Annotated in this window: 29 protein-coding genes and 2 pseudogenes; 7 read left to right on the top strand and 24 right to left on the bottom strand. The window is 47.1% G+C overall.

What is annotated here, in order from left to right:
- Positions 1–212: 212 nt before the first annotated feature.
- The 4 genes and pseudogenes from ACXAFQ_RS04880 to ACXAFQ_RS04865 form a co-directional block, all read left to right on the top strand.
- Positions 213–548: pseudogene (locus ACXAFQ_RS04880) on the top strand (amidohydrolase family protein); the annotation flags it as partial.
- 9 nt (positions 549–557) lie between these two features.
- On the top strand, positions 558–1142 hold the full coding sequence (locus tag ACXAFQ_RS04875) for a YqaA family protein (protein WP_474818519.1): 585 nt from the start codon (positions 558–560) through the stop codon (positions 1140–1142).
- Positions 1143–1237: 95 nt separating this feature from the next.
- Positions 1238–1696, top strand: coding sequence for a hypothetical protein (locus tag ACXAFQ_RS04870; protein ID WP_474818517.1), 459 nt, complete (start codon positions 1238–1240; stop codon positions 1694–1696).
- 288 nt (positions 1697–1984) lie between these two features.
- Complete coding sequence (locus ACXAFQ_RS04865) at positions 1985–2788, top strand: DUF1206 domain-containing protein (RefSeq protein WP_474818515.1); 804 nt, start codon at positions 1985–1987, stop codon at positions 2786–2788.
- A 79-nt stretch (positions 2789–2867) separates the two neighbouring features.
- On the opposite strand, the gene tusA is transcribed toward ACXAFQ_RS04865, so the two are convergent.
- The 4 genes from tusA to ACXAFQ_RS04845 all read right to left on the bottom strand — a co-directional run bounded on the left by tusA (position 2868) and on the right by ACXAFQ_RS04845 (position 6617).
- Positions 2868–3122: a sulfurtransferase TusA gene (gene tusA / locus ACXAFQ_RS04860; RefSeq protein WP_474818513.1), complete on the bottom strand. Its 255-nt coding sequence runs from the start codon at positions 3120–3122 to the stop codon at positions 2868–2870.
- Entirely contained in the window at positions 3112–3753 is a 642-nt protein-coding gene (gene pyrE, locus ACXAFQ_RS04855) for an orotate phosphoribosyltransferase (protein ID WP_070124376.1), read from the bottom strand. The genes tusA and pyrE overlap by 11 nt, the downstream gene beginning before the upstream one ends.
- Positions 3754–3762: 9 nt before the next feature.
- Positions 3763–4476, bottom strand: coding sequence for a ribonuclease PH (gene rph, locus ACXAFQ_RS04850; RefSeq protein ID WP_474818510.1), 714 nt, complete (start codon positions 4474–4476; stop codon positions 3763–3765).
- A gap of 203 nt (positions 4477–4679) precedes the next feature.
- Positions 4680–6617: a S9 family peptidase gene (locus tag ACXAFQ_RS04845; protein ID WP_474818508.1), complete on the bottom strand. Its 1938-nt coding sequence runs from the start codon at positions 6615–6617 to the stop codon at positions 4680–4682.
- A gap of 269 nt (positions 6618–6886) precedes the next feature.
- Here ACXAFQ_RS04845 and ACXAFQ_RS04840 point away from each other — a divergent pair, with 269 nt between their 5' ends.
- The gene (locus ACXAFQ_RS04840; protein ID WP_474818505.1) at positions 6887–7750 is read left to right on the top strand and encodes a YicC/YloC family endoribonuclease; all 864 of its coding nucleotides are present in this window, start codon (positions 6887–6889) and stop codon (positions 7748–7750) included.
- Positions 7751–8099: 349 nt separating this feature from the next.
- On the opposite strand, the pseudogene ACXAFQ_RS04835 reads toward ACXAFQ_RS04840, so the two are convergent.
- Positions 8100–9104, bottom strand: a pseudogene (locus ACXAFQ_RS04835) (YecA family protein).
- A 138-nt stretch (positions 9105–9242) separates the two neighbouring features.
- On the opposite strand from ACXAFQ_RS04835, the gene ACXAFQ_RS04830 reads away from it, so the two are divergent.
- Positions 9243–9716 (top strand): nuclear transport factor 2 family protein, encoded by a 474-nt coding sequence (locus ACXAFQ_RS04830; RefSeq protein ID WP_474818503.1) that lies wholly within the window; start codon positions 9243–9245, stop codon positions 9714–9716.
- 50 nt (positions 9717–9766) lie between these two features.
- Here ACXAFQ_RS04830 and ACXAFQ_RS04825 read toward each other — a convergent pair whose 3' ends face one another.
- The 3 genes from ACXAFQ_RS04825 to ACXAFQ_RS04815 form a co-directional block, all read right to left on the bottom strand.
- Positions 9767–10399, bottom strand: coding sequence for a YiaD family glycine zipper/OmpA-like lipoprotein (locus tag ACXAFQ_RS04825; RefSeq protein ID WP_070124369.1), 633 nt, complete (start codon positions 10397–10399; stop codon positions 9767–9769).
- A gap of 271 nt (positions 10400–10670) precedes the next feature.
- The gene (locus ACXAFQ_RS04820; protein ID WP_474819251.1) at positions 10671–11858 is read right to left on the bottom strand and encodes an HD-GYP domain-containing protein; all 1188 of its coding nucleotides are present in this window, start codon (positions 11856–11858) and stop codon (positions 10671–10673) included.
- 86 nt (positions 11859–11944) lie between these two features.
- On the bottom strand, positions 11945–12289 hold the full coding sequence (locus ACXAFQ_RS04815) for an MGMT family protein (RefSeq protein ID WP_474818502.1): 345 nt from the start codon (positions 12287–12289) through the stop codon (positions 11945–11947).
- On the opposite strand from ACXAFQ_RS04815, the gene ACXAFQ_RS04810 reads away from it, so the two are divergent.
- The gene (locus ACXAFQ_RS04810; RefSeq protein ID WP_474818499.1) at positions 12263–12940 is read left to right on the top strand and encodes a tRNA-uridine aminocarboxypropyltransferase; all 678 of its coding nucleotides are present in this window, start codon (positions 12263–12265) and stop codon (positions 12938–12940) included. The genes ACXAFQ_RS04815 and ACXAFQ_RS04810 overlap by 27 nt on opposite strands.
- Here ACXAFQ_RS04810 and ACXAFQ_RS04805 read toward each other — a convergent pair.
- From ACXAFQ_RS04805 to mnmG, 16 genes are all read right to left on the bottom strand, one after another.
- Positions 12911–13876, bottom strand: coding sequence for a hypothetical protein (locus tag ACXAFQ_RS04805; protein ID WP_474818497.1), 966 nt, complete (start codon positions 13874–13876; stop codon positions 12911–12913). The genes ACXAFQ_RS04810 and ACXAFQ_RS04805 overlap by 30 nt on opposite strands.
- A 134-nt stretch (positions 13877–14010) precedes the next feature.
- Positions 14011–14373 carry a VOC family protein gene (locus ACXAFQ_RS04800; RefSeq protein ID WP_474818495.1) on the bottom strand — a complete coding sequence of 121 codons (363 nt, stop codon included), beginning with the start codon at positions 14371–14373 and terminating at the stop codon, positions 14011–14013.
- On the bottom strand, positions 14370–14786 hold the full coding sequence (locus ACXAFQ_RS04795; RefSeq protein ID WP_474818493.1) for a GFA family protein: 417 nt from the start codon (positions 14784–14786) through the stop codon (positions 14370–14372). Before ACXAFQ_RS04795 ends, ACXAFQ_RS04800 begins: the two co-directional genes overlap by 4 nt.
- Before the next feature lie 121 nt (positions 14787–14907).
- Positions 14908–15324, bottom strand: a complete 417-nt coding sequence (locus tag ACXAFQ_RS04790; protein ID WP_070124359.1) for a F0F1 ATP synthase subunit epsilon — start codon at positions 15322–15324, stop codon at positions 14908–14910.
- Positions 15325–15394: 70 nt separating this feature from the next.
- The gene (gene atpD / locus ACXAFQ_RS04785) at positions 15395–16777 is read right to left on the bottom strand and encodes a F0F1 ATP synthase subunit beta (protein ID WP_070124358.1); all 1383 of its coding nucleotides are present in this window, start codon (positions 16775–16777) and stop codon (positions 15395–15397) included.
- A gap of 33 nt (positions 16778–16810) precedes the next feature.
- Positions 16811–17671: a F0F1 ATP synthase subunit gamma gene (gene atpG / locus ACXAFQ_RS04780; RefSeq protein ID WP_474818491.1), complete on the bottom strand. Its 861-nt coding sequence runs from the start codon at positions 17669–17671 to the stop codon at positions 16811–16813.
- Positions 17672–17728: 57 nt separating this feature from the next.
- On the bottom strand, positions 17729–19270 hold the full coding sequence (atpA, locus tag ACXAFQ_RS04775; RefSeq protein ID WP_474818490.1) for a F0F1 ATP synthase subunit alpha: 1542 nt from the start codon (positions 19268–19270) through the stop codon (positions 17729–17731).
- 13 nt (positions 19271–19283) lie between these two features.
- Positions 19284–19817: a F0F1 ATP synthase subunit delta gene (gene atpH, locus ACXAFQ_RS04770; RefSeq protein WP_474818487.1), complete on the bottom strand. Its 534-nt coding sequence runs from the start codon at positions 19815–19817 to the stop codon at positions 19284–19286.
- Between the two features lie 14 nt (positions 19818–19831).
- The gene (gene atpF, locus ACXAFQ_RS04765; RefSeq protein ID WP_474818486.1) at positions 19832–20302 is read right to left on the bottom strand and encodes a F0F1 ATP synthase subunit B; all 471 of its coding nucleotides are present in this window, start codon (positions 20300–20302) and stop codon (positions 19832–19834) included.
- Between the two features lie 44 nt (positions 20303–20346).
- Complete coding sequence (gene atpE, locus ACXAFQ_RS04760) at positions 20347–20568, bottom strand: F0F1 ATP synthase subunit C (RefSeq protein WP_012520222.1); 222 nt, start codon at positions 20566–20568, stop codon at positions 20347–20349.
- A 101-nt stretch (positions 20569–20669) separates the two neighbouring features.
- Positions 20670–21530 carry a F0F1 ATP synthase subunit A gene (gene atpB, locus ACXAFQ_RS04755; RefSeq protein ID WP_474818485.1) on the bottom strand — a complete coding sequence of 287 codons (861 nt, stop codon included), beginning with the start codon at positions 21528–21530 and terminating at the stop codon, positions 20670–20672.
- 101 nt (positions 21531–21631) lie between these two features.
- Positions 21632–22015, bottom strand: coding sequence for an ATP synthase subunit I (locus ACXAFQ_RS04750; RefSeq protein WP_474818483.1), 384 nt, complete (start codon positions 22013–22015; stop codon positions 21632–21634).
- Between the two features lie 197 nt (positions 22016–22212).
- Positions 22213–23094 (bottom strand): ParB/RepB/Spo0J family partition protein, encoded by an 882-nt coding sequence (locus tag ACXAFQ_RS04745; RefSeq protein ID WP_474818480.1) that lies wholly within the window; start codon positions 23092–23094, stop codon positions 22213–22215.
- Positions 23095–23158: 64 nt separating this feature from the next.
- A complete protein-coding gene (locus ACXAFQ_RS04740; protein WP_474818478.1) occupies positions 23159–23950 on the bottom strand; it encodes a ParA family protein in 792 nt (263 codons plus the stop codon).
- A gap of 10 nt (positions 23951–23960) precedes the next feature.
- On the bottom strand, positions 23961–24563 hold the full coding sequence (gene rsmG / locus ACXAFQ_RS04735; protein WP_474819247.1) for a 16S rRNA (guanine(527)-N(7))-methyltransferase RsmG: 603 nt from the start codon (positions 24561–24563) through the stop codon (positions 23961–23963).
- 35 nt (positions 24564–24598) lie between these two features.
- On the bottom strand, positions 24599–26500 hold the full coding sequence (gene mnmG, locus ACXAFQ_RS04730) for a tRNA uridine-5-carboxymethylaminomethyl(34) synthesis enzyme MnmG (protein ID WP_474818476.1): 1902 nt from the start codon (positions 26498–26500) through the stop codon (positions 24599–24601).
- Positions 26501–26513 lie beyond the last annotated feature (13 nt).

Below are 26513 nucleotides of genomic sequence, written 5' to 3'. Positions count from 1 at the left end.
CTTCACTGATTTGAAAAACGCGGTTTCCGAAAGGGCACCGCGTTTTTTTGTGCATTGAAGCAGGTGGTCAGTTGATCAATGGCGTCACCGGTCACAACTCTTTACAGTAGATTCAATCCGTTTTAATCATGCCAAACGGCCTTTGGACAAACTTAACGAAAGATAATAACGATGAAAAAACGTTTAATGTGCCTGCCTGCACTGTTTGTACTGCAACCGTTATCGGCCCATTGATCCAAAAGACCTTCGGTCGTGCGTATAAAGCAGGTGTAAACATCGCTTTTGGCAATGACAGCGGTGTATCTGCCCACGGTGATAATGCGCAGGAGTTCGCGCTTATGGTTGAGGCCGGTATGCCAGCAGCAGAAGCGTTGAAGAGCGCAACGATCGCACCGGCAAAAATGTTGGGGATCAACGACCAGTCTGGCTCTATCGAAAAGGTCAAGCTGGCAGATATCATTGCCGTTGAAGGTAACCCACTTGAGAATATTCAGGTGATGGGGAAGGTTGTTTTCGTCATGAAGGATGGGGCAATCTTCAAACAATAGAAGAAGATAATGCCCATAACCAAAAAGTTAAAACACAGCACCAAAAAGATGGTGAATTCGAAACACATGCTGAAAGGGATCACCCTGGCATCCTTTCTTGAATCCACCATCGTTCCTATTCCTCTTGAAGCTATCCTGATCCCGCTGATGCAGGCCCGCAGAGAAAAACTGTGGGCCATAGCACTAGTCTCGACTCTAGGCTGTGTTTTTGGCGCCCTGTTTGGATATGCACTTGGCTATTACCTGTTTGATTTGGTGGGCGACTGGGTTATTCAAACGTTATCCAGCCCCGAACAATTTGACAGCGTTTCCAGCAAAATGGAAAGCCAAGGGTTCTGGTTCGTCATGACACTGGGCATTGCGCCAATACCGTTTCAGATAGCCATGTTAGCAGCGGGCGCAACCAAATATTCACTGCTACTCTTTTTATTGGCAACAGTGATCGCTCGCTCACTACGTTATTTTGGGCTGGCTGCTGTTGTGTACTTCGCGGGCGATAAAGCCGAGTCGCTGATCAGACGATACAAAACCAAAGCAATTATTGCGTTAACCCTATTGGTCGTGCTGATTTGGTATGTCACAACATTGTTCTGAATCAGTGCTGAGCCAAGCAAACAAAAATAGTAGTGAACTTTTTATTTGATAATAGTTCTCATTTGCATTACTTTAAATAGAAAGGAGGTGCGACAATGAAAACAAACTATCTTTGTCCGGTTTACTGGAAATGGCTTCAGATGCATCCCGAGCACGCCAGGGAACACTTTACGCAAACCAGTCAGACCGCTCTGGAGAAAGCTCGCTCAGGGGAAATGGAAACGGCCTGTCAGACAGCGGGAGAAGCTTTTGAGATGGCCCAGGCAGTGATGTTGTCTATTCAGGTTTCAGACAGTCACACCAATGCAAAACACAATGACTTATTGGCCTATGGCGCTTCCGCTATTCAACTGGCCCGTACTCATGCCGCGTCAGGCAATATTAACGAAGCGGTCGTGTGCCTTGATAGCGCAGCACAACAAATTCATGCTCTGGCGCCTCTATTTGCTACAGAGCCCGATATGCTTTCTCATCTCAGACAAATCAGCTTCTCGCTGCAACAGGGACAGGCGTTTTATCAGCGTCAGACGCTTTCTTCCCGGGTACTGCACTAATGACGCAGGGGCGGCTTCATGCTGCAGCAGATACTATCACCCTCGAGTTGGACATCCATCAGCTCAAACGGCTGCTGCAACAGCATACGCTGCATATAAGTGATATCCGTTGCTGCAGACAACAGGATAAGTTACGTCTTAAGCAATTATTGCTGCAGGCTATATCGGAAATAGATTAAATTTTACATCAGATAAATCTTATCTATCCCTTCCTACCGTACACATAAATAATACGGACAAGCCGACATGGTGTCATCGTTCCGGATATCACGGCTGAAAGGAAAATCTGTGAACAAATCAAACGTCATCAGCTATATCGCCCGCGCGGGCTACGGGGCAAAAACCGTGGTCTATGTTTTACTGGGAATATTTGTTGTGACCACCGCGCTCTCATTCCTTAAATCAGAAGAACCTTCCCAGGAACATGTTTTTCGTACGCTGATGGAACAGCCTTTTGGCTGGTATCTACTGGCAGGTGTAGTGTGCGGACTGGTGTGCTACATGTTGTGGCGTCTGATTCAGGCTTTTCTGAATACAGAAGATCTTGACATGTCTAAAGCTGGCGATGTCATCACCCGGGCTTTTTTCGTTTTATCAGCCATCATTTACGGCGTTGGTGCATGGGGTGCCATAAAAGTACTGACAGGTGCTGGTAGTTCAGACGGTGGCGGCAGCCAGCAGGTTTCGCAGGAACTCATGCAGCAAATCTGGGGGGAGTGGCTGGTAGCGGCAATCGGCGTAGGTATTCTCGTGTTCTCGTTTATTCAGCTCAAACATGCTTTTAAGGCTGACTTTATGGGAAAATTCAACACCCATCACATGCACGATAATGAGGTGCACCTGAGTCGTGTTGTCGGCCGCCTCGGTTATCTGGCTCGAGGTATTGTATACATTCTGGTAGGCGCTTTTTTTGTTCAGGCAGGCATTGAGTTAGATCCTTCGGAAGCAGGCGGTATCCGAGAAGCGTTCAATACCATCCTTAACCAACGCTACGGACAATATGAACTCGCGGCTATCGGGGCAGGAATTGCTATGTTCGGAATATTTTGTGGCTTTGAAACCGTTTACCGCACCACACCGGGAAATCGCTGAACCAAGCTAATCGCTCAACATTTACAGTCACAAAAAAGCCGGCAGGTGCCGGCTTCTTCAATTTTCGTAGTCTTTCTACTCACACACCTTTACGGATCAGAAACTGATAGGGAAGGGTTTCTGTCTGACTTGCCACCAACGTATGCTGCATGAAGCGGCAGAAGCCAGGAATATCCCGCTCCGTTGCCGGATCATCAGCCGTTATCAACACCGTTTCACCGTCTGTCATTTTACGTACTTTCAGGCGCACCATCATGACTGGCTCAGGACAACGTAAGCCCAGTGCATCCAGTTCATGATCAGCGTTGACAAAAGACGGGTTATCAGATGCCATAAGTCTCACGGTATTTACGAATAGAGTCCATGTGTTCTGCATGCTCACCGGTTTCTTCCAGATACGCGATCACGTCGCCAAGAGAAACGATAGACACCACAGCAGTACCGAAGTCACGCTCGACTTCCTGAATGGCAGACAGTTCGCCTTTACCCCGTTCCTGACGGTCCAAGGCAATCAGCACGCCAGCCAGCGTTGCGCCATTTTTGGCAATCAGCTCCATAGATTCACGAATAGCCGTACCCGCGGTGATCACATCGTCTACCAGCATAATACGGCCTTCAAGCGGGCTACCTACCAGGTTGCCACCTTCGCCGTGATCTTTGGCTTCTTTTCGGTTAAAGCAGTAAGGCACGTCCATGTCGTGATGATCAGCCAGTGCAACCGCGGTGGTTGTGGCAATAGGAATGCCTTTGTAAGCCGGACCAAACAGCACATCAAAAGCAATGTTGGAATCTGCCAACGCTGCGGCATAGTAACGACCCAGCTTTGCCAGATCGCCACCTTTGTTAAACAAACCGGCGTTAAAGAAATACGGGCTGGTGCGGCCCGATTTTAAAGTGAACTCGCCAAATTTCAGTACGCCACGGGCAATGGCAAATTCAATAAATTCACGCTTAAACGCTTTCATGATATCTCCTTACGCCAGTACTGCTTTTTGCACGTCGAAGAGTTCACGCAGACCATGCTTAGCAATATCCAGCATTTCGTGCATCTCTTCGAAGGAGAACGGTTCGCCCTCAGCAGTGCCCTGAATTTCAATCAGCTTACCGGTTTCGGTCATGACAACGTTCATATCGGTTTCTGCCGCTGAATCTTCAGTGTACTCCAGATCGGCAATCGGCGTACCTTCATAAATACCCACAGACAGTGCAGCCACCATAAATTTCAATGGGTTGGTTTTGATAATGCCCTTGGCGCGCATATAGGTCAGAGCATCTACCAGTGCCACACAGGCACCGGTAATCGACGCAGTACGGGTACCGCCGTCAGCCTGAATAACATCACAGTCCAGCGTAATGGTATTTTCGCCCAGCAGTTTCAGATCCAGTGCTGCACGCAAAGAACGCGCGATAAGACGCTGGATTTCCAACGTTCTACCACCTTGCTTACCGCGAGCCGCTTCACGCTGACTACGGGTATGCGTAGCACGAGGCAGCATGCTGTATTCAGCCGTTACCCAGCCTTTTCCCTGACCCTTCATGAAACGAGGAACCCCTTCTTCCACAGTAGCGGTACACAGCACTTTGGTGTTGCCGAATTCCACCAGCACCGAGCCTTCCGCATGGCAGGTATAGTTGCGGGTAATGGTAACGGGACGGATCTGACTGGCGGTTCTGCCGCTTGGACGCATAGGGATCTCCTGATATAGGCTTTAGACGCAATAAATAAGCGGGGATTATAGCTTACTTAACAGGGTAAGTTGAACGGGAGTTTAGGCTTTGTTGATGATTCAAAGTCGAGTTTGTTTAAATTTCCCCTATAAAACAAAAGACCCCCAGTCATTGGCATATCCAATGGATGGGGGTCACTTTACACTTTATGGTTCACTGAATGTTATTTGAGGTTCTCCGCCAGGAAACTGGCAACGACATTGAAATATTCCGCACGGTTCTTATCATCATAAAATCCGTGCGTCTCATCCTCTTTAATAAACCAGCGATAAGGCTTACCGGCTTTATCCATTGCATTTCTTAATCGTACTGCGTGTTCATAGGGTGCACGGCGGTCCTTCTTGCCGTGGGCAATTAATACCGGCCCTTTCAATTTATCGACGTGATAATTTGGAGAAAACTTTATCCGCTGCTCACGGTCCGTACCAAGGAATTTCTCCAGAGTATCAGTGCCAAAGAAGACATCGGTTGTGTCACCTTCAGTAAACATTAAATTCATGTCGTAGACGCCAGCTGTAGCCACCGAACATTTAAACAAATCCGGAGCAAGTTCTGCGGCCATGACTGCAGAATAGCCACCAAAGCTGGTACCCATGATACAAATATTGTCGGCATCGATATTACCCTGGTCCACTAACCATTGTGTGCCGTCGATGATGTCGTGCATAATCAAATCGCCCCAGTGCTGGTAGCCGCTCTCCATGTAAGCTCTGCCATAGCCACCCGAGCCCCGGAAATTTACCTGCAAAACCGCATACCCCTGACCAGCGAGCATCTGCACTTCCTGATAGAATGCCCAGGCATCGCGAGGACCGTGGGGGCCACCATGTACCAGCGTAACCAGTGGCACCTTTTCACCTTTTTTCATGGTAATCGGATAGGTCACGTAAGCCGGGATCTTTTCACCATCTCTTGCAGCGAAAGTGACGGGTTTCATTTCAGACAAATCATCTACAGCAATATGTGACATGTTGGCAAGAAGCTGAGTGAGACTGTTTTTCGCAGCGTCAAACATATACCAGGTACCAGCATCAATATCGCTACTCGCATGAATTACCCACTTCTTGTTGTCTTTTGTGCTACTGGTGATGTTCAATCGGTAGCCAGGCAGGGCCTGTAATAAGGATTTAAATAGTTGTGCTTCTTCACCCGCATCACCGAACACCACATAAGACGGGTAGCCACTTTCAACTCTCACCGCGTAAACCGCAGTCCCATCCGAAGTAAGAGAAACATCACTCAGATCGACAGTAGGGTCGGTGTAAATGCTCTTTCTTTCAAAGGTGTCGAGATTCAGGCTGAACAGACCAATTTTGTCCTGCTGGTAGTTATCAAAAAAGACCGCACTCTTGCCATCTTCACTTAAGCCAACAATGCCAAATTCAGTGCCGTAATTACTAGACACTTCTTCCCAGTCATTTGAATCTTTTGCTTTTCTGAATATTTGCGAATTACCATTGTCATCGACGCCCGATGCCATCAGAACATTACCGGCTTTATCTGTATAAACTGATGCGAGCTTTGTAGGTGCACGTATTACTCTCGGACTTAGTTTGCCGGTATAAACGTTAAGCTTGTGAACTTCTGCAAGACTGCCGCCATCCCGGGAGAATGGTTGTGATGAAACAAGAATATTATCGTGATCATCCGGTAATAAATTGATGATCCTTCCACCAGCCATATCCGCGTTTGTTTGCCGGGCTTTAATACCGCCTCGCCGGGCCTTGGTATATCCGAAGATAATTTTCCCGTCGGAACCGTCGTAGTTCAGTGCGTAAATTTCACCATGACTCATTGACTCAGCTTGCTTTTCTTCAGTACGCAGAAGCGTCATTACCAAGCGTTCTTCATTCGCCCAGTAAACCGTACCAATCTCGGCATCCTGACCGAGATTAGTGCCACCCACTACCGAAAAATCTTTCATGGCTAATACAGCAAGATTCCGTTTTCCATCTTTAATGTAAACGACGGCGAGGTGTTTGCCGTCTGGGGATATATCGGCGTCACGATATTGAGGAGCCTGAGCTATTTCTTCGAGGGTGAATTTAGCAGAGCTGCTAAATGATATGGCTAAGCAAAAGGCAAAAAGTAAACTGCGCATACTAATACTTTCCTTGTATTTAACTTTTTTGAATTTCGTTTGTCTAAACAGTGTAAAAGATTAGTGTAGCTGCGTTGTAAAATCAATTTACGAAACATTTAGATACCATTTAGATACATTGTTTAGCGCATGACTCTGTTGTGGCCAGAAACAGTGTTTACATATTAACAATGCTATTATGCGTCATGTTGATAATTGGGCATACTGTCCAAAAGTCGCGTATGATCGTTTACACAAACAATAGTGAGCCTCTGGGAGAGTGCATTTTTATGATTTACAGCATGACCGCTTTTGCCCGTTCTGAAATCAAAAAAGACTGGGGTACTGCAGTATGGGAGATCCGTTCGGTTAACCAGCGTTTTCTGGAAACATATTTTCGCTTACCAGAGCAGTTTCGCGCATTGGAGCCAGTGCTCAGAGAGCGCTTCCGTAAACGTCTTCAGCGCGGCAAAGTAGAGTGTGCTCTGCGTTTCAATGCAAACGATGCGGCCGTCACTAAGCTCAACCTCAACGAAGCACTGGCAAAAGAAGTGATGCATGCAGCAGATTGGGTGCAGTCCCATGGTCAGTCTACCGGCGTCAATCCTTTGGATATATTACGCTGGCCCGGTGTCATTGCCGCAGAAGAAGCCGATATGGACGCCATTCAGGCAGACATTCTTGCCGCGTTTGATACTACGCTGACTCAGTTCATAGAAGCCCGCGCCAGCGAAGGTGATGCCCTTAAAACAATGATTGAACAACGTCTTGATGCCATTGAGTCTGAAGCCGCTACAGTGAGCGAAAAGATGCCTGCTATTGTGGAGTGGCAACGTGAGAAAATTCTATCTCGCTTCGAAGAAGCCAAGGTAGAGTTGGATCCAACTCGTATTGAACAAGAAATGGTGATGCTGGCACAAAAAGTTGATGTTGCCGAAGAGCTTGATCGCCTCAATGCCCACGTGAAAGAAACCCGAAATATTCTCAAAAAAGGTGGCGCCTGCGGCCGTCGTCTCGATTTTATGATGCAGGAATTTAACCGTGAATCGAATACATTAGGGTCAAAGTCGATTAACTCCGAAATCACCCAGTCTGCGGTTGAATTGAAGGTGCTGATTGAGCAGATGAGAGAGCAGATCCAGAATATTGAGTAAAAACATGGCTGAGCCTGCCTCAGCCTACTTACTCCATTAAAAGTATGCATTCCGCCGGTTTACAACTTTCTCTAACGTCATCTTTATAAATCAAGGCTTCAAGTATATGACTAGAAAATTTAAGCCGCGGGCTCAATAGACTGGAAAAACCTACAAATTATCCCCGTCCTTATAATCCCGCACAATAAATCACCCATATAGGTGATTTATTGGTTCACAGGTAACGAATATATCTAAAATCACCACTAACGGTGAATATACTTATCGTTGGCCTGATTTAAACGAAATACGAACTCTCTCGAATGTAGGTAATAACGAGTGGGTGAAACAGCAATGCCAGATGACTTTGCTATGGACTTACAGAGAACTGAAAAGTTTGTGTGAGTAAAGGTTGCACATTAACCACTCTGGCTACGGGATCGGCATTTATATAACGTCTCGAATCAATGGTTACAAATCCCCAAAACTGTAAAAATCGCTCCAGAAATCGAGTCTCGATAAGTCTGCTTATATTTTCTTCTGGCGAAAAATAATTGTCCGCAGGTAATGCCAGTAGTAAATCTGGGAATGCTGTCAGGACTTCTTCAATCAACCGATCCACACGCTTGTGGTTTTGAATACGCCACAGCATAAACACTCAAAATGTTCGCAAGTCGACATCAAACTCAAAACCGTCCAAATATCCCCAGTTATATTTGTAAATGGCAGCTTCTAACATGGGTTTAAAAAATGCTTGTATGCCTAACGTCTGAAACTGTTTCTGCGCTGATTTTTTCACATGATAGCGGCCACTGCGTCGATAAATAATACCGCTAATTTCAGCAAGCACCCGAGTGTAGTGCAGGGCATTAAACTTGTCTTCGTTACTACCTGCAAATTCACTGATGCTTATATGATGTTCGAATTGCGCAACAGGGAACTCAGCCAATAATTCACTGGCCTGCTTGACTAATTTGGTCGGCAAATTGCCTTTGCTTGTTGCTTTGAAGGACCCTTCTTGCGCCATAGCTTCATCGAGAATGAGCGCTAAATAGCGCATTACCGGGCTGGTGGAAAGATCATCTGGCGTATTAATTGTTACCCACTGCAACTCATCAAAAGGCGCATAAAGCCAATTAGCCATCTGCGTTGGTGTTACTCCACAAAAATCAGCGTTAGGTTGGTTATTTCGATCCAACATCTTTTTTTGCAAAACCGTATTAAGTTCATCGAGGGTCAAATTAGGATTCATTGCCAACATAGATTCAACGTCATCCATAACTTGAGCATGCTGCTTTGAAGTACTGTCCATACAACAACGTTTAAAATTTTTCCCGCTACCGCAATGACAAGGATCGTTTCGGCCGATTTTCATTGTTGTCCCTTCTCGTAGTTACAGAGTAATCGCTGCATTTTCCTGCTTGCACTGTGCATATGCAATCAACCAATACGAGAATATCAAAAATGCGCTTCTAAGGTTAAGATGATGCTTTAACGGGTTACAGGGAAAGTTATGAAACAACTTCTACTATGCAGTTTAATCGTCTTCTGCTCATCCGCTATTGCATCCACACCTAGCGAGAAGGCAGTAGCAATAGTTCTTGATAAACTTCATCAATCAGCAGCTTCAGCCAGCTATGAAGACTATTTCAGCACCTTCGCGACTGACGGCGTTTTCATCGGTACCGATGCCTCTGAAACCTGGACGGTGAGTGAATTCAAAGCGTACGCAAAGCCTTATTTCGATCAGGGCAAGGGCTGGACATATACGCCCACAGCGCGTCATGTGTATTTTTCACAATCGGGGGATGTCGCCTGGTTTGATGAAATGTTGGATAGCCAGAGTTACGGCGTGACTCGAGGAACGGGAGTACTTGAGAAAAGAAACGGTAAATGGCTGGTAACACAGTATCATCTTACCATTCCACTCCCCAATGAATTGGTAGATGACGTGGTAAAGCAAATTCAAGCAACCGCGCAGCATTAGCAGCATTAAAAAGGGAGCAGATTTGCTCCCTTTCTTGACTAGCAGACAGATTAGTTGGTCAGCGGTTGGATTTTCAATTCTACACGGCGGTTCATCTGACGATTTTCAGCAGATGTATTTGGCACTTTGGGCTGATATTCGCCCAGTCCAACGGTGGTTACCCGGGTCGGATTTACATTAAACGTTACCAGTAGGTTTTTCACTGACTGTGCGCGACGCTCAGACAAGGTCTGATTATAAGAGTCAGCACCGGTATCGTCGGTGTGACCTTCGATCATCAATACCGTTTTCTCGTAATTGTTTACAACCTTGGCAACGTCCTGCAAAACAGGGTTGAAGTTTGGACTGATAGACGCGCTGTTGGTGGCAAACGTAATGTCACCCGGCATGATAAGGCGTAGGTTATCACCTTCACGTACTACCTGAACGCCGGTGTCAGCCAGTTGTTCGCGCATTTCTTCTTCCTGACGATCCATGTAGTTACCGATTGCACCACCCGCAATGGCGCCTACCACGGCTCCCCAGGCGTAACGACTTTTATCATTATCGCCCGTGGCCTTACCCAGCAAAGCACCGACTACCGCGCCAATACCAGCACCTTTTTGTGTGTTGTTTGGACTGGTTGCACAACCGCCAACCGCGAGTGCGGCGCTAATTAATCCTACTGCGAATACTTTTTTCATCATGTCCCTCTTAAGGTTCTACTTCTGTATCGGGTCTGCTTCGTGTTTAGCAGTGATTACAACGGATAAAACAGCAATTCCTGTTCCAGTCGCTAATATGTGGGCAGATTAGTACTAAGCGGATGAATACACGCTGAACAGCGCGGCAATACGATAAAGTTAACAAGTGAAATTAAATATTGAAGATCACTTCTAGCCGGTAAATATTTCCCGGTAAGTGTATGAAATAGGCAACGGTGCTAGGGGGATTCGGTTCCAGGAGGACTCAGCGTTACGGGGCGATGCTCTGGTTAAAGAACTCGTTAAAGTTAATTTTGTAGTCACTCGCTCTCACTGCTTTAACAATCGTGATTCTTGTATCAGCTTCCAGATCGACATCTTTTGGTGTGATGTAGTGCCCACCTTTCGTGGAATAGAACTGTTTTACTTTCGGCGTTAACGGCGAATCGTTTTGGGCCAACACCATGGCGAGTTTGTCGTTCGACAACAGCACCAAACTACCTACCGGATAAACCCCCATACACTTGATGAACTGTTGAACCAATCCTTTATCCAGTTTATGAGGGCTCTCACTGATAAGAATTTGAAAAGCACGCTGGCTCGGCATGCCCGCTTTATAACAACGATCAGCGGTGAGCGCATCGTACATATCGGCTATAGCCAACATCCGCCCGGCATGACTGATACCGTCACTGGCAGTGCCGGCAGGATAACCACCGCCATCGAGACGTTCATGGTGTTCGCTGACAGTCCGAATGAGCGCCGCATTAAGATTGACTTCTTCTAATGCCTCAACACCAAACTGCACATGTTTCTTCATCACATCCATTTCCTGGTCGGTCAACCTGCCAGGCTTATGAAGTATGTCATCAGGAATTCGAATTTTTCCCATATCGTGAAGAAAACCGGCGTAGGCCAGCTCTTGGACTTCGTCGTCATTCATGCCAACGAATCGGGCAAAGTTGGCCAGAATAATCGCCACATTCAATGAGTGCTCGAGAAGATAATCATCTTTCTCGCGAATACGGGTAAGGCAAAGCAGCGCATCAGGGTTACGCTCGACAGACGCAACCAGTTTGTGAGAGAACTCGCTGGGGATACGATCATCGAATGGCAGTCCTTTCTCAACAGCCTGAAGCAACGTGTGCTGAATTTTCTTACCTTGCTTATACAGACTTTCGGCATTGATCAATTCACTGGTAAAACTTGTCTTAGTGGCTTTTCGCGTATTGGCAGGGGCTTCTGGCGTAGCTGCAGGAATAGGGGTGCCGTTTCGCGGATCGAACTGTTTTGATAAATCAATACGGAGCTTGAGTACCCCTCTGGCACGTAACGAATCGACCACGGCTTCACTGGCTACTCGCCCCTGACTTTTAATTTTTACCTTGCCTGACTGCTCAGTAATTTCATGAACAAACATACCGGGGGTTAATTCGTTGATTGTAATTGTTTTTATCACGGTATTGGTCACTTCAATTTACACCAGGTTCTACGCATAATATTGGTTTTGGCACACATTGACACGTTAACTCTGCAAGTTTGTATTCAATATTTCAATGCACTAAGTATAGTTGCCATATCAGGTTGCCATCGGTAATCCGCCAGCGAAACGCGGTTATTTTTAACGCACACGCCTTCGGCGATTAATATTTGTCGCTGTTCTTCGGCTTTGGGGGAACCGCTGGGAAACGCAATTTTTCCATCTGCCCTGAGCACCCTTTGCCACGGCACTTCAGCACCATCGAACTCACTTCTTAGCGAACTGCCGACTAGCCGGGCTCTACCGGGCAAACCCGCAAGATCGGCAATTTGTCCGTATGTCGCTACTTTCCCTACAGGAATGACCATGACAGTTTCGAGAATTTGCCTCGTTTTATCAATTTCAGCCATAATAACCCCTTCTTCGGCAATCCTGAGTTACTCATGCGTTCCTATTGTTCAGACTGTGGCTATCCTAGTAAAACCTGTGTTTGCCAAGCAGTAGAAACGCTTCACTCAGATGTTCATTTTCTCATCATTCAGCATAAGAAAGAAGCAATTCACGCAAAGAATACCGCACGATTAGTGTGTCTTACACTACCTGATACTAAAATTATTGTCTCCGGCACCGAGCAATCAAATCAAAAAGTTACCGATTATCTGCAACAGTATCAATCACCTGCAGTTATTTATCCGTCTGAAGGCAGTGTAGCGATTGAATCCCTAGAGACAAAGCCGGTGCGCGAACACGATTTGTTCATATTGCTCGATGGGAGCTGGAAGCAGGCTTTTGGTATGTGGAAAACACTGCAGCAGTTACATACACTGCCACAGTATCATTTTGATAGTGCACCGCCGAGTGAGTACGAAATAAGACACACTAAATTTGATAAAAGTCTTTCAACGCTGGAGGCCGTCGCATACACCCTGACTAACACATGCGATAGCTCTGCTGCACCGTTACATCGACTTCAGCAAAAATTTCAGTCGTTTTGGCAAAGTCCCCAGGCACATCGCCGTAACAGCAAGGTTTCAGCCAACAAGGTGCTCAAGGTACAGTAACGCCATCCACGAGGCAGGTACCAACATCACCACACTGATTAGTCGCTTAGCCAGCTCGAAAGGAACAGGCGACGCTGAGATATTTTCTACCTCTTCAATTTCCCTTTCCAGTGTATGACGACGTTCTGCTTCAAGCTTATTGTGCTGCTCTACTTTATGGATGGCGACTAAGCCAACTGTGAGTTTATCGATAACCTGCTGCTTTTGCGTACTAATTAAACCCACAATTCGGTAGGCGGGCATGAACAAATAGGCAATCAGTGACAACGAGAAGATGGTGACGATGAACATGTCTATGGCTGGAATTTGCGTGTTAAACCAGAATACAGGAATGATAACCAGCGCAATAAGGCCAAAGAGTGTATTTTCCACTGAAAGAGATGAGATACGTTTAAGTGCTTTTAGCTCACCGCTGGTGGTGATGGTCTTAGTAATGAAGTGTCGTGTTATATATTGCGTCGATGACACCATTTGAAATAAGAATAACCAGAAAAAGAACCAGAATGGCACAGCAATGAGATCGAGTACCAGCACTTGGGCATTAAGATCGAACGCTACCAACTCTTCGGAAATGATATAAACAACCGTTACCGAAACGGCCAGCGTAGCGGATGTAATAATTTGCTGGCGTAACTTAGAAGCTAGCCTGGCTCGATGTTGTGCAAATAGGCTCAGCGCGTTCTTATCCAGCAAGTAGCTCATGATAGCACTGGCCATTTGTTGCTGCTGAACCCGAAGGCTGATCCAAAAGAAACTGGTTAACAACGGCATGCCGATGGCCGCGTTAAAATCTCGCTGGCCTCGCGCGTCGCTTATTGTTTGTAAATCCAGTGCACCGGTGAAATAGTTAATGACGCAGCAAATGAAAAAGTAGCTAAGCGGCATTCGCCAGAACGACGAGGCAGAGGAAGAAGGATAGTTGTAGTGTGTTGTCATAGGGCCTTCACGAAACCAATCAGTAAAGTCCTTCCCACTGCGTTGTTAGTATTACTTATTATTATTTTTGGCGTAGTTTAAATGACCAGCAGCTTAATGCAACACTCGCACAATGCTATCCCTTAATTTGTATATTACTTTTCTTTATAACAATCTGACCAAACGGCAAATTCACTACCACCTGGCTCGCTAAAGTGAAAACGGTGACCACCCGGAAACGCAAAGATTTCTTGTTTAATAAAGCCGCCAGCTTGTGTAATTTCGCTTTGAATCGCTTCGAGATCATCGCTAAAGAAAACCGTTAAAGCAGCGCCATTTCCGGTATCGCTGATTACATCACTTTGAAAGAAGCCACCATCGACATTGTCCAATGAAAAGGCGCAGTACATGTCGCCATAATCTATGAATTCCCAGCCAAATACAGTGCTGAAGAATGCCTTGGTTTTAGGGATAGAGCGAGTAGGGTATTCGAGATATTGCAACGACTTACTTTTCACGATTTATCTTCCTGAGAGAACGATGCCAGTACTTCTGCACCGGTCATTTTTTTACTGTTTGCGTCGAGCTGATAATAACTGCCTTTTTCATCAACAAAGATTTCGCTTGCCAAAGTGAGGGAGTCATCACTGAAAATCCCAGCCGGCACAAAGTATTCTCCGGTTTCCATGTACTGATAAAACAGGTGCGTGCCGCAACGATGGCAGAATCCGCGCTCAGCCCACGCAGATGACGCAAACCGTGTTATTGCATCTTCGCCTTTGAATGTAACTGATGTACCACAGTGAGCGCCATAGAACGGTCCTCCGCCCCATTTACGACACATTGAACAATGACAGGCGCCGACGCCTTCTTCAACCTGTGAAGCATGAACTTCGACTTCACCGCACAGACAACTTCCTGATTTTGACATATCGGTTCTCCGGGGATTCCTTGCTGGTTAAATATACAGTAACGCTATTTGCGTCGTATTGGCAAGCCACAGAAAACAAAAAACCCGGCATAAGCCGGGTTTTTTAAAAGTAGCTGAATAATTACTTACGCAGTTTCTGAATCAGGCGTAATTGAGCAATGGCTTCTGCCAGCTCCTGTGCCGCTTCTGCATAGTTGAAATCAGCGCCTGGGTTGGCGATGTGCTCTTCAGCACGACGTTTCGCTTCTTCCGCTGCCTGTTCGTCCAGATCATCTGCACGTACCGCTGCGTCAGCGAGAACAGTCACAGTGCCGGGTTGTACTTCAAGTACGCCACCAGCAACATAAATCAACTCTTCTTCGCCGTGCTGCTTAACCAAACGCACCATACCAGGTTTAATTGCAGTAATAAGTGGCGCGTGACCTGGGTGGATACCCAATTCACCTTCACTTCCTGTTACCTGTAATGTTTCAACCAGACCAGAGAAAATCTCTTTTTCTGCGCTTACTACATCCAGATGAACGGTCATAGCTGCCATTGTAAACTCCTTAGTAAGGAACGTGAATCAAGCACGGGCGAGGGGGGTTACCACCCGCCCGGCTTCACTCTTATTTCTTGGCTTTTTCCAACGCTTCGTCGATAGAACCAACCATGTAGAAAGCCTGTTCTGGCAGGTGATCGTATTCACCTTCCAGAATGCCTTTAAAGCCACTGATAGTGTCTTTCAGAGAAACGTACTTACCAGGAGAACCGGTGAATACTTCTGCTACGAAGAATGGCTGAGACAGGAAACGCTGAATTTTACGAGCACGTGTTACCACAAGCTTGTCTTCATCAGACAGTTCGTCCATACCCAGGATCGCGATGATATCTTTCAGCTCTTTATAGCGCTGAAGTACGGTTTGAACGCCACGCGCTGTGTCGTAGTGTTCCTGACCGATTACCAGAGGATCCAGCTGACGTGAAGTCGAATCCAGTGGGTCTACCGCAGGGTAGATACCTAAAGACGCGATATCACGAGACAGTACTACCGTTGCATCTAAGTGAGCAAAGGTGGTTGCTGGTGACGGGTCAGTCAAGTCATCGGCTGGTACGTATACCGCCTGGATAGACGTGATTGAACCCGTTTTGGTTGATGCGATACGTTCCTGTAGAACACCCATCTCTTCAGCCAGGGTAGGCTGATAACCTACTGCTGAAGGCATACGACCTAACAGTGCTGATACCTCAGTACCTGCCAGGGTATAACGGTAGATGTTATCTACGAAGAACAGAACGTCACGACCTTCGTCACGGAACTTCTCTGCCATCGTCAGACCAGTAAGAGCAACACGCAGACGGTTACCCGGTGGCTCGTTCATCTGACCGTATACCAGCGATACTTTGTCCAGTACGTTAGATTCGTTCATTTCGTGATAGAAGTCGTTACCCTCACGAGTACGCTCACCAACACCAGCGAATACAGAGAAACCACTGTGCTCGATTGCAATGTTACGGATAAGCTCCATCATGTTTACGGTTTTACCTACACCGGCACCACCGAACAGACCAACTTTACCACCTTTCGCGAACGGACATACCAGGTCGATAACCTTGATGCCTGTCTCAAGCAGCTCAACTGCACTTGACTGGTCTTCGTAGCTTGGCGCTGCGCGGTGAATAGACATACGCTCTTCTTCACCGATTGGGCCCGCTTCGTCTATTGGATTACCTAACACGTCCATGATACGACCCAGAGTGGATGTACCAACCGGAACCATGATAGGTGCTTCAGTGTTTTCTACTGCCAGGCCACGACGCAGACCGTCTGTGGTACCCAGAGCGATGGAACGAACTACGCCACCGCCTAATTGCTGTTGCACTTCCAGGGTTAGCCCGGATAAGTCACCTTCGGTAACTTTCAGTGCGTCATATACTCTTGGTACCGCATCTTGTGGAAACTCGATGTCCACAACGGCGCCAATGATTTGGACGACCTTACCTTGACTCATAATTTGTCCTCGTTATCTCTTCTAAACCTTTGCCTACACCGCTGCGGCGCCGGATACAATCTCACTGATTTCCTGTGTGATTGCAGCCTGACGAGCCTTGTTGTATACCAGTTGCAGATCATCGATAAGGTTGCCGGCGTTATCTGTTGCCGCTTTCATTGCTACCATTCGCGCTGCTTGTTCTGATGCTGCGTTTTCCACAACACCCTGATATACCTGGGATTCAATGTAACGAACCATTAAGGATTCCAGAATTTCTCTTGGATCCGGCTCGTAGATGTAATCCCAACGATGCTTCAGTGTTTCATCTTCTGACTTTGGCAAAGGCAATAATTGATTCATCACAGGCTTCTGCGTCATGGTGTTAACGAAGTCGTTGTAAACCAGATAAATCTTATCCAGTGAACCTTCGTCGTAGGCGCGTAACATTACACGAACCACACCAACTACATCGCTGACTGAAGGGGCATCGCCTAAACCAGTTTCTGCGGCAAGTAGCTTACCACCAAAACGGTTAAAGAATGCACAAGCCTTCGAGCCTAATGCCGCAAAATCTACTTCAACACCCTTGTCGTGGTATTCACGCACTTTCTGGGTGACCAGCTTGAATTCGTTAGTATTCAAGCCACCGCATAAACCGCGGTCGGTAGAAATCACGATAAAGCCAACCCGTTTCTCATCACGCTCTTCTAAGTAAGGGTGACGGTACTCAAGGTTACCGTTAGCAATGTGACCAATCACTTTTAGCATGCTTTGCGCGTATGGACGGCCGTGGGCCATACGTTCCTGCGCCTTTTTCATCTTCGACGCAGCAACCATTTCCATCGCACTGGTAATCTTTTGAGTATTTTTGATACTCCCAATTTTACCTTTAATCTCTTTACCGCTGGCCATGATTATCTCTCCGATTACTCAACGAAATGTGCTGACCACGAAAGCCAGCACCATTGATTACCAAGTTTGAGTTGCTTTGAACTTCGTTAAAGCGTCTTTCAACTGTGAATCAATATCGTCGTTGTAGTTGCCGGTTGCATTGATAGTCTTCATCAGCTCAGCGTGTTCGCTGTTCATGTAAGCGTGCAGTGCAGATTCAAAATCAAGGATTTTGTCCAGCGCTACATCTTTTAAGAAGCCTTTCTCAACGGCATACAGAGACACACCCATATCAGCGATTGACAGAGGAGCATATTGCTTCTGCTTCATCAGTTCGGTAACGCGCTCACCGTGTTCAAGCTGTGCACGCGTTGCTTCGTCAAGGTCAGATGCGAACTGAGAGAACGCAGCCAATTCACGATACTGTGCAAGCGCAAGACGGATACCACCACCCAATTTCTTAATGATCTTGGTTTGAGCAGCACCACCAACACGTGATACAGAGATACCGGCGTTAACAGCAGGACGAATACCTGCGTTAAACAGGTCAGTTTCTAAGAAGATCTGACCATCGGTGATAGAGATAACGTTAGTAGGTACGAACGCTGAAACGTCACCGGCCTGAGTTTCAATGATAGGCAGAGCCGTCAGTGAACCCGTTTGACCTTTAACTTCACCGTTAGTGAAACGCTCTACGTACTTGTCGTTTACACGAGCAGCACGCTCCAGCAGACGGCTGTGGAGGTAGAAAACGTCACCAGGGTATGCTTCACGACCAGGAGGACGCTTCAGAAGCAGAGAGATCTGACGGTAAGCAACAGCTTGCTTAGACAGGTCATCATATACGATCAGTGCATCTTCACCGCGGTCACGGAAGTACTCACCCATGGTACAACCAGAGTAAGGTGCCAGGTACTGCAGGGCAGCAGATTCAGAGGCAGAAGCCGCAACAACGATGGTGTGAGCCAGCGCGCCGTGTTCTTCCAGTTTGCGTACTACGTTAGCAATAGTAGAAGCCTTCTGGCCAACTGCTACGTAAACACATTTAATGCCTGAATCTTTCTGTTTGATGATGGCATCAACAGCCATGGCTGTTTTACCACACTGACGGTCACCGATGATCAGCTCACGCTGTCCACGACCAACAGGAATCATCGCGTCAACTGACTTGTAGCCAGTCTGTACAGGTTCATCAACTGATTGACGGTCGATTACGCCTGGTGCGATTTTTTCTACTGGTTCGAAGCCGGCAGCTTCAACAGCGCCTTTACCGTCGATTGGCTCACCCAGGGTGTTTACAACACGACCCAGCAGGCCAGGGCCTACAGGTACTTCAAGGATACGGCCGGTAGATTGTACTTTTGTGCCTTCTTGCAGGTCCGCATACGGACCCATAACTACTGCACCAACTGAATCTCGTTCAAGGTTCAGTGCAATAGCGTAGCGACTGCCAGGAAGTTCGATCATTTCACCTTGCATTACATCGGCTAAGCCGTGAATGCGGATAATACCGTCAGTTACTGCGACGATAGTCCCTTCGGTGCGAGCTTCACTGGTTACATTAAACTGTTCAATTCGCTTTTTGATCAGTTCTGCAATTTCAGTGGAATTAAGTTGCATACTCTTATCCCCGTTATGCTTGCAACGCGTCTGCGAGACGGTTCAATTTCGACTTCACGGAACCATCAATAACTGTATCACCGGCTTTGACTACAAAGCCTGCGACCAGGGCAGGGTCCACGTTACAATTAAGCTTCACTTTACGTGCCAAACGTTTTTCTAACGATGCGCTGATTTCAGCAGTTTGCGAATCAGACAGTGCAGAAGCAGAAGTTAATACAACTTCGATTTCTTTGTCGTAATCCGCTTTCAAAGCATTAAATAGCTCCGAAATGGCTGGCAGTGCAACTAAACGTTTATTCTCAGCCAGAACCCTAATGAAGTTCTGACCATGTTCGTCGAGCTGTTCACCACACACATGGATGAATATTTCAGCGAGTTGCTCTGCGGCAACAGCACCAGTCATTAACTGATGCATGTCGTCGTTGTTTGCAACTTCGCCGGCAAATACCAACATGTCTTGCCATTTGGCAACGGCGTTTTGCTCGACAGCAAAATCGAAAGCAGCTTTAGCGTAGGGACGAGCAACGGTTGTCAATTCAGACATGGCTCATCTCCCTCTTATAGCTCAGCGACAAGTTTTTCAACAATGTCGTTTTGTGCGTTTGCGTCGATTTCACGTTGAAGAATTTGTTGTGCACCAGCAACAGCTAAGGCTGCTACCTGGGCGCGTAATTCTTCCTTGGCACGATTGCGTTCAGCTTCAATTTCGGCATAACCAGAAGCGATGATTTTCTCACGCTCTGAGTAAGCTTTTTGCTTTTCACTTTCTTCAAGTTGACTAGCACGCTTTTTGGCTTGCTCGACAATTTCAGCTGCTTGCGCTTTCGCATCTTTCAACTGCTCAGTAGCTTTTTCCTGAGCCAGTTCCAGGTCTTTTTCAGCACGTTCAGAAGCTTCAAGGCCATCGGCAATCTTCTTCTGACGTTCTTCAATCGCACCCAGCAATGGTGGCCATACGTACTTCATGCAGAACCACACGAATACGATGAATGCGATTAATTGACCAATTAGAGTGGCGTTAATGTTCACGACCGCTCCTCCTCATATGTTCGCTAAAAAATGGGTTTAAAAAATTAAGCACCAACAGCGAACAGAAGGTATAGCGCGATACCAACACCGATCATTGCGATCGCGTCGATAAGACCCGCTACGATAAACATCTTAACTTGCAGTTGAGGAGCCAGTTCTGGTTGGCGAGCAGCAGATTCAAGGAATTTACCACCCAGCAGACCGAAACCAATAGCGGTACCCAGGGCACCCAGACCAATCAGTAGTGCAACAGCGATGTATAACATGTACGTCTCCGATTTAAGTTAAATTTAAAATTAAAGTGTAAAAAGTAAAACAGTTTGAATTGCCTGCATTTTCCAGGGTTATGCAGGCTCTCCGGACTACATTAATGGTCTTCGTGAGCCAGGCTCAGATATACAATGGTCAGCATCATAAAGATGAAGGCCTGGAGCACGATTACCAGAATATGGAATACCGCCCACGGGAAGTGCAGAGGCAGCTGCCAGACACCCAGGGTCGCAATAAGAATGAAGATAAGTTCACCGGCATACAGGTTACCGAACAGTCGCAGCGCCAGTGAGAACGGGCGAGCCAGCAGGGTAACGGATTCCAGTACAAAGTTAACCGGAATGAAAGCCCAGTGATTGAAAGGCTGGAACGTCAGCTCTTTCATGAAGCCACCAATGCCTTTGACTTTGATGGAATAGAAAAGAATCAGGAAAAAGACGCCTAATGCCAGTGCCAACGTCATGTTCAGGTCGGTGGTAGGTACCACTTTCATGTACACATGGTGTGGATCGACACCGGTTGCAGCGTTAGCAATTTGACCCGCTGCGGTAGGCAGGAAGTCTACTGGAATCAAGTCCATCAGGTTCATCAGGAAAACCCAGACGAAGATGGTTAATGACAGTGGCGCAATGAGATTATTTTTACCGTGGAAAGTATCACGTACGTTGTCGTTTACGAACTCAACAACCAGCTCGATAAACGCCTGTGTTTTGCCCGGTACGCCAGATGTTGCTGACTTTGCAACGCGACGGAACAACCATAGGAACAGAATACCCAGACCGATAGACCAGCCCATCGTATCGATGTTCCAAACCCAGAAGCCTGCTTCCGCACATACTTCTGCAACGTTATGAAGTTCTTCACCGTGACTAAATTTCACCCCGTCGTCAGTGACGCACATGGTGGCATTGGTCAAATGGTGGAGAATATACTCTTGTGTTGTAATCTCAGATGCCATGTTTCAACCTAAAAAAAATTAAAGTGTAAAAACTTTTCAGCGTTTCGTCTGTACCACAGTAGTCGTGCTACCAAGGTACCGGTCAACTTCGTTATTATTTATTATTGTTGTTGACGAAACATGGTCAGCCAGTAGCTAACCGTCGTAATGGCGAAGCTGGCAAATACCACCTCCGGTATTGCGTGCAACAGCTTAAAGGCCACTACGAATAAAATTATTGCTATTGCCATGCGCAGTTTCGCGCCCTGACTGAAGCTTTTGACAACCAGTTGATTCTTACTGGCGCCGGCGTATTTAAACGCGAATGTCGCAAACACAAGATTGGGCAGGATGCTGATGAGCGCGCCAATCGCTGCTGATTTCGCAGCATTGAATGACATTCCTGCACCACTGATGGCGACTAAAATACACATGACAATCGCTTGCATGTAGAGGGCTTTTCTCGCAAGCCGCTTTCCGGCCGCAGCCAATTCTTCTCTGGCCATTATTCCGCTTATTTCTCAGCCCAAATAAAAAGCGTCAGAAGTATACTGTTTTAACGATAATTTTCAACTAAACATCGCGTTTTGAAAGTTATTCTGAAAATTTTCGTGTCGAATATCAGGTCGCCACGCATTGTACGCGAAAAGTACAGGAATAACGACCACAGTAAAGCGATCTGCAACTATGGTCGTAGAGAGGATTAGTGTATCTTGGAAAGGATGCCGTCCAGTTGTTCTAAATCATTAAAATTAATGGTAATTTTCCCTTTCCCCTTGGCGTTATGATCGATGGATACCGCAGCACCAAGATTCTCAGAAAGACGATTCATTAAACTGGCCACGTCAGGGTCGACGGTTTTCTCAGGTTTTGGCTTTGCTGGCTCCAAACATTTACGAACGAGCTTTTCGGTATCTCTCACCGTCAGGCCCTTACCCGAAACCACCTGCGCCACCTCGGTTTGCTGCTCACCTTCAAGTCCAAGCAGGGCGCGGGCATGGCCCATTTCAATGTCACCATGTTCAAGCAGCAGTTTTACATCGTCATTAAGATTATTCAGGCGTAACAAATTCGTGACAGTCGCGCGGGATTTACCTACCGCTTCGGCCGTTTGTGCATGCGTCAGCTCGAACTCGTTCATCAGGCGTTCCAGTGCCTGCGCTTCTTCCATCGCGTTTAAGTCTTCACGCTGGATGTTCTCGATAAGTGCAATAGCCACCGCCGCTTCATCGGGAACGTTCTTGATTAAACAGGGTACAACATCGAGCTGCGCCAGTTGCGATGCACGCCAGCGGCGCTCACCGGCAATAATTTCATACTCGTCTTCGCCAACGTTGCGCACCACGATTGGCTGAATTACACCTTGAGAGCGAATGGAAGAGGCCAATTCTTCGAGTGCCTCTGGAGACATGTCTTTACGCGGCTGATATTTGCCAGGTTTTAAAAACTCAACAGGCAGTTTCTTCAGCTCGCTTTGGGCTGAAGCAACCGTTTCCGATTCCTGTTCACGGCGGGCAGCGGATGTCTGACTGGTGGCAAGTAGCGCGTCCAGGCCACGTCCGAGTCCTCTTTTCTTTGCAGACATGTTTTTCCTCAATGACTCAAGCGATTTAAACTGACAGTGTAGTAATTTTTGTTAGTTTACCAGATTAACTGGCTTTTGCGGGCTGCAATGTCTTTTCGCGTCGACGCAGTATTTCTCCGGCCAGCGCAAGATACGCTTTAGCACCGGCAGACGATTTGTCGTAATACATGGCCGGCATGCTGAAACTCGGTGCTTCAGCCAAACGGACGTTACGGGGGATGACAGTACGATAAACCTGTTCACCAAAATGACGTTTTAGCTGTTCTGAAACATCATTGGCCAAACGGTTACGTGGATCGTACATGGTACGTAACACACCTTCAATTTTCAGTTCCGGGTTTACCACAGATGCCAGTTTCTGAATGGTATCCATCAGTGCGGTTAACCCTTCCAGGGCGTAATATTCACACTGCATCGGGACAAGCACAGAATCGGCCGCGGCCAACGCGTTAACGGTGAGTTGGTTCAGTGATGGCGGGCAGTCGATAAAAATAAAATCGTAATAATCCTTCACCGGTTGTAGCGCATTACGCAAACGGACTTCGCGAGCAAACATTTCCATCAGTTTGATTTCTGCTGCGGTCACATCGCCATTTGCGGCAATGAGGTCGTATTTGGCAGTGGTATTCTTGATGATAACGTCATCCACCGGTTTTTCTTCGATCAGCAATTCAAAACTGGTCGCATCGGCTTCGTATTTGTCGACACCACTCGCCATGGTGGCGTTACCCTGAGGATCCAAATCAATCAGCAGCACTTTACGTTTCGTTGCAGCCATTGATGCCGCCACGTTCACTGCCGTTGTGGTTTTACCCACACCACCTTTCTGATTCGCTATTGCGATTACCTTCGCCACTGTGCACCCGTTAGACTTTTCGAATATTGACTAAATGACGCTCGCCCTCAAGATCCGGGACAGATAACGCCTTTACGGACTCGATTCGGAAGTGATCACTTACTTCATCTATTTCGCTCTGAGGAAACTGACCTTTAAGAGCAACAAAGACTCCTGATGAATCTACCAGATGCTCGCACCAGTGCAACATATCTTTCAGGGACGCAAATGCGCGGCTTAATACGATATCGTATGGGTGATCAGGCTTATGGTCTTCCACACGACTATGGACGGGGGTGACATTTTTCAAATCGAGTTCGAAAGCGCATTGTTTCATAAAACGCACGCGTTTGCCCAAACTATCTAACAACGTGAACGAAGATTCTGGCAACATCACTGACAATGGTATGCCAGGCAAACCTGGCCCGGTTCCCACATCGATGATGCGTTTACCTTCGATGAACGGCGCAACGGCGATTGAATCGAGAATGTGTTTTACCATCATCTGCTCAGGTTCACGAACCGATGTCAGGTTATACGCTTTGTTCCACTTATCAATACGTTCCACATACCCAATCAGCTTCTCAGCTTGCTGTGCTGACACAGCCAGAGACAGCGCATCGCTGCCCTGCATTAAAATATCGTTGAGTTTTGCGGTGTCGATTCTGCTCACGCGGTTTTTAATTCCTGTTTACGTAACATGCCGTGCTTCTTGAGATATACCAGTAGAAGCGAGATTGCGGCAGGGGTAATACCCGAGATACGTGATGCTTTACCAATGGTCTCTGGACGAGCTTCAGTTAGCTTAGCAACCACTTCGTTAGAAAGACCGGATATTTTACTGTAATCGAAGTCCATTGGCAGCAAGGTATTTTCGTGACGCTGAGTTTTTGCAATTTCGTCAAGTTGACGGGCAATGTAACCGGCATACTTGATTTGAATTTCCACCTGTTCTGCAGCGATAGGATTGTCGATACCCGGCCCGATCCCTTCGATGGCCATCAATGCGTTGTAAGTCATTTCAGGACGGCGGATCAGTTCTTCGTAAGAATGCTCTCGGCTTACCGGATTTTTCAGTAACGGGTTAAGTGCTTCAACCGCAGCGTGATCAGGATGAACCCACTGGCCGCGCAGGCGCTGAAGTTCTTGTTCAACGACTTCCATTTTGGTGTTAAACGACTGCCAACGGGCGTCATCAACCAGACCAACCTCACGGCCTAATGCCGTTAAACGATAATCAGCGTTATCTTCTCGCAGCAACAGGCGGTATTCAGCACGGCTTGTGAACATACGATACGGTTCTTTGGTGCCCATGGTGGCCAAATCATCAACTAGCACACCCATGTAAGCCTGATCGCGACGTAAAATCATAGGATCTTTCTGCTGTACCTGCAGCGCCGCGTTCGCGCCCGCCATCAGACCCTGCGCACCAGCCTCTTCATAACCGGTTGTACCGTTAATCTGACCGGCAAAGAACAGACCACCGATGAATTTGGTTTCCAACGTTTGCTTCAGATCCCGCGGATCAAAGAAATCATATTCGATAGCGTAGCCCGGACGGATAATATGCGCGTTCTCAAAACCACGAATTGAGTGGATGAGCGCCTGCTGTACATCGAAAGGCAGACTGGTTGAAATGCCGTTTGGATACACTTCGATGCTGTTCAAACCTTCAGGCTCAACGAAGATCTGGTGTGAATTCTTGTCAGCAAAGCGGGTGATCTTATCTTCGATACTCGGACAGTAACGCGGACCAACACCTTCAATGACACCGGTGAACATGGGCGAGCGATCCAAACCGCCACGAATAATATCGTGGGTTTTCTCATTGGTATGCGTGATGTAGCAGCTGATCTGTTCAGGATGCATTTCACGGTTGCCCATGAAAGAAAATACCGGCGTTGGTGTGTCACCCGGCTGGGCTTGCATCACGTTGAAATCCAGTGTGCGCGCATCGAGACGCGCAGGCGTACCGGTTTTCAAGCGATCAACACGGAAAGGGAGATCTCGCAAACGTTCGGCTAACGCGATGGACGGAGGATCACCAGCACGGCCTCCACGGTAGTTTTCAAGGCCGATGTGAATGGTACCGCCTAAGAATGTGCCAACCGTGAGTACCACACTTTGGGCTTTGAATTTCAGGCCCATTTGCGTGACAACACCCGCGACACGATCATTTTCTACGATCAAATCATCACAGGATTGCTGGAATACAGACAGATTAGGCTGATTCTCTACAATTTGACGAATAGCTTGGCGATACAGACTACGGTCAGCTTGCGCGCGGGTTGCACGTACAGCAGGGCCTTTACTTGAATTCAGTGTTCTAAATTGGATTCCACCGTGATCGATAGCCAATGCCATGGCACCACCGAGGGCATCAATTTCTTTCACCAGGTGGCCTTTTCCGATCCCACCAATGGCGGGATTACAAGACATCTGGCCAATCGTTTCCATGTTATGGGTTAGCAGCAATGTTTTTGCGCCCATGCGAGCAGATGCCAGAGCAGCCTCTGTTCCGGCATGCCCACCGCCAACCACAATGACATCAAATGCGTCTTGATAAAACATGTTGAACCTCACA

The sequence above is a fragment of the Alteromonas sp. ABH2_165 genome, assembly GCF_056159945.1.
Note: the sequence above shows the minus strand (reverse complement) of the source record. Positions and strands in the feature narration are given on the sequence as shown.

Bases quoted from the DNA above. Each gene is read 5' to 3' on its own strand.
- ACXAFQ_RS04875 (WP_474818519.1), top strand. From the start codon at position 558: ATGCCCATAACCAAAAAGTTAAAACACAGCACCAAAAAGATGGTGAAT.
- ACXAFQ_RS04870 (WP_474818517.1), top strand. From the start codon at position 1,238: ATGAAAACAAACTATCTTTGTCCGGTTTACTGGAAATGGCTTCAGATG.
- tusA (WP_474818513.1), bottom strand. From the start codon at position 3,122: ATGGCATCTGATAACCCGTCTTTTGTCAACGCTGATCATGAACTGGAT.
- pyrE (WP_070124376.1), bottom strand. From the start codon at position 3,753: ATGAAAGCGTTTAAGCGTGAATTTATTGAATTTGCCATTGCCCGTGGC.
- rph (WP_474818510.1), bottom strand. From the start codon at position 4,476: ATGCGTCCAAGCGGCAGAACCGCCAGTCAGATCCGTCCCGTTACCATT.
- ACXAFQ_RS04845 (WP_474818508.1), bottom strand. From the start codon at position 6,617: ATGCGCAGTTTACTTTTTGCCTTTTGCTTAGCCATATCATTTAGCAGC.
- ACXAFQ_RS04840 (WP_474818505.1), top strand. From the start codon at position 6,887: ATGATTTACAGCATGACCGCTTTTGCCCGTTCTGAAATCAAAAAAGAC.
- ACXAFQ_RS04830 (WP_474818503.1), top strand. From the start codon at position 9,243: ATGAAACAACTTCTACTATGCAGTTTAATCGTCTTCTGCTCATCCGCT.
- ACXAFQ_RS04825 (WP_070124369.1), bottom strand. From the start codon at position 10,399: ATGAAAAAAGTATTCGCAGTAGGATTAATTAGCGCCGCACTCGCGGTT.
- ACXAFQ_RS04815 (WP_474818502.1), bottom strand. From the start codon at position 12,289: ATGGCTGAAATTGATAAAACGAGGCAAATTCTCGAAACTGTCATGGTC.
- ACXAFQ_RS04805 (WP_474818497.1), bottom strand. From the start codon at position 13,876: ATGACAACACACTACAACTATCCTTCTTCCTCTGCCTCGTCGTTCTGG.
- ACXAFQ_RS04795 (WP_474818493.1), bottom strand. From the start codon at position 14,786: ATGTCAAAATCAGGAAGTTGTCTGTGCGGTGAAGTCGAAGTTCATGCT.
- ACXAFQ_RS04790 (WP_070124359.1), bottom strand. From the start codon at position 15,324: ATGGCAGCTATGACCGTTCATCTGGATGTAGTAAGCGCAGAAAAAGAG.
- atpD (WP_070124358.1), bottom strand. From the start codon at position 16,777: ATGAGTCAAGGTAAGGTCGTCCAAATCATTGGCGCCGTTGTGGACATC.
- atpG (WP_474818491.1), bottom strand. From the start codon at position 17,671: ATGGCCAGCGGTAAAGAGATTAAAGGTAAAATTGGGAGTATCAAAAAT.
- atpA (WP_474818490.1), bottom strand. From the start codon at position 19,270: ATGCAACTTAATTCCACTGAAATTGCAGAACTGATCAAAAAGCGAATT.
- atpH (WP_474818487.1), bottom strand. From the start codon at position 19,817: ATGTCTGAATTGACAACCGTTGCTCGTCCCTACGCTAAAGCTGCTTTC.
- atpE (WP_012520222.1), bottom strand. From the start codon at position 20,568: ATGTTATACATCGCTGTTGCACTACTGATTGGTCTGGGTGCCCTGGGT.
- atpB (WP_474818485.1), bottom strand. From the start codon at position 21,530: ATGGCATCTGAGATTACAACACAAGAGTATATTCTCCACCATTTGACC.
- ACXAFQ_RS04750 (WP_474818483.1), bottom strand. From the start codon at position 22,015: ATGGCCAGAGAAGAATTGGCTGCGGCCGGAAAGCGGCTTGCGAGAAAA.
- ACXAFQ_RS04745 (WP_474818480.1), bottom strand. From the start codon at position 23,094: ATGTCTGCAAAGAAAAGAGGACTCGGACGTGGCCTGGACGCGCTACTT.
- rsmG (WP_474819247.1), bottom strand. From the start codon at position 24,563: ATGCAGGGCAGCGATGCGCTGTCTCTGGCTGTGTCAGCACAGCAAGCT.
- mnmG (WP_474818476.1), bottom strand. From the start codon at position 26,500: ATGTTTTATCAAGACGCATTTGATGTCATTGTGGTTGGCGGTGGGCAT.